The organism is Pseudoflavonifractor sp. An85 (assembly GCF_002161235.1).
In the GTDB taxonomy this organism is placed as follows: Bacteria; Bacillota; Clostridia; order Oscillospirales; family Oscillospiraceae; genus Enterenecus.
The window spans coordinates 1-2,160 of the sequence record NZ_NFHE01000078.1 but is presented as its reverse complement, the minus strand read 5'-3'; the positions used below and the strand labels follow the sequence as shown (position 1 = coordinate 2,160).

Genomic DNA, 2,160 nt, shown 5'->3' with positions numbered 1-2,160 from the left:
GATGGCATACAATGCTCGGAACAGACTCATCCATCCGCCGCACCACCTTTCAAAACCGGATTCCATTTTTCGGCGTGTCGGGTAAGCGCTTCCCGTAGAATATGGAATTGGGCGGAGGCACGGACGATGGTTTGTTGATGGTTCCGATTTCCGGGTTTCAGCCCCTTCTCTCATGAAACTCACCCCCGAGGGGTTTCCACCTTCGGGGGATTTTTATGTCCACCATGAATCCGGTGAGTCCTCCGTTTCCTGTGGTATCCTTTTTGTCAGGCGATGGTTGGATGCGTATTCGTAATACCTCCAAATGTTGTCTGTTATCACACAGCCCAATCACTGCCTTCGGCCCCGGTCTTCGGATCGGAGCCTTTTTTCGTTTCCCCGTTGGCAGCAGTCGTATCCCGCGTCGTGTAGAGAATGAGGCTGCCGGGAAAGGAGGTGCCACGGGTAAGATGGAAGGGATACGGCAACCCAATACGCCCGCCCCGGCGGGAGAAAGGAAGGAACAACATGGCACAGGATATGGGCGACGATTTGGGCGAACTGCTGATGCGGTGGGTTGCCCGCCGGGCCGGGGAGGCACTGCGGCAATATCTCGCAAACTATCAGAAGAATGCGGAGCAATGGACCCGGCAGCGGTTCATCGAAAACGGCATGGACCCGACCCAAGCGCAGGCCCAAGCGCAGGCCGCAGCCGCCCGCGAGGCGGTGTGCGTCCCATTCGGCGGCGCACAGGACGCGGCCCTGTTCGCACAGATGTGCCGTCAGGACGGCGTGTACGCCATGCCGCTCACGGACCCGCAGGGCAACGGTTTCCTCCAGTTCGCCGTGGCCGACCTTGACCGTATGCAGTCCACCATTTCCCGGTTTGCGCAGGAGGTGGCCCGGCAGCATGAGCAGTGGATCGGCGAAACGCTCCGCCAGCCGGTGAACCCGGAGACACTGCCGCAACTGCGGGAAATCCCCATCGTGGACCGTCCGCGCACCACTCCGGCACAGGCTCCCACGCAGGAGCGTGCCGCACAGACGCAACCACAGCAGGCTCCCAACCGCACGCAGGCCATCGCCGATAAGGTGCGGGACGCCCGCGACAATTGCACCGGCTTCGATGACTTCCGCCAGCGGCTCGCCGCGCAGGGTGTCGGCGTCACCACCACCATGACCGGGGAACTCATGTTCTATGAGGCCCGCATGGGCGCGGACGGGCAACCCCTGCCCTTCGAGCACCGGCAGGACTGGTCCGTTGGAGCCGATACGCTTCAGAAAAACTACGGCGTGGACGCCCGGCAGGACTGGTTTACACGCAACCGGCCCATGGCGACGGACGGTTCGTTGGATCAGCGCGGGGAGACCCCGGACCTGAATCAGGGCATCCGCTCCCACGACGGCATGGACACGGACACGCGGACCATGCGTATCGAACGGGAGCAGAACGGCACGGATGTCCCGCCGTCCAAGGTCCGTGAGGAGAAGGCGTACAGCCTCGACTCGGAGGCCAGAGAAGCCCGCGACGCCAGCAGGCAGCTCGCCAAGGAGAGCGGTCAGACGCAGGAGCATGTCACCGACATCTCGGACAAGCTCAACCCGGTCCGGTAGGAGGTGACGCATGGCAAAGCACAGCGGCAACCCGGAGGTCAGCCGGAAGATGGGCGTCTCGGCACTGGTCACCTTCCTGCTGTCCGTTCTCGGCTTCTACCTCGGCGACCGGTACGGGGAGGCCATCGCCTCCCAGCCGGGCCAGTTCTTCGACCACTGGGGCGACGCCTTCACCGGCATGTGGCCCCTCATCCTCGACCGGCCCCTGCATCTCGACCTGTCGGCCACATCCCTGCTTGTCGGCCTCGGCATGTTCTGCGTGGTGTGGCTGGTATGGCTGCGGTTCGTGGCCTTCATGGGCAACTACCGCGCGGGCGAGGAGAGCGGTTCGGCACGCTGGGGCACCCTCAAGGAGGGCAAGGCGTTCAAGGATCAGACCAACGAGGACAACAACCTCATCTTCACCCAGAACTACGGCCTCGCCCTCCACCGGCCCAAATACAACCCGGAGCTGGACCGGAACCTGAACGTGCTGGTCATCGGCGGCTCCGGCTCCGGCAAGACGTTCAACTACGTCACCCCCAACATCATGCAACTGAACGCCAACTACTTCATCACCGACCCCAA

General features: G+C 62.9%; 1 protein-coding gene and 1 pseudogene. Both read left to right on the top strand.

What is annotated here, in order from left to right; translation table 11 throughout:
- Window positions 1-507 precede the first annotated feature (507 nt).
- Entirely contained in the window at window positions 508-1,593 is a 1,086-nt protein-coding gene (locus B5G37_RS14320) for a hypothetical protein (protein WP_087258931.1), read from the top strand.
- 10 nt (window positions 1,594-1,603) lie between these two features.
- Window positions 1,604-2,160, top strand: a pseudogene (locus B5G37_RS14315) (hypothetical protein); the annotation flags it as partial.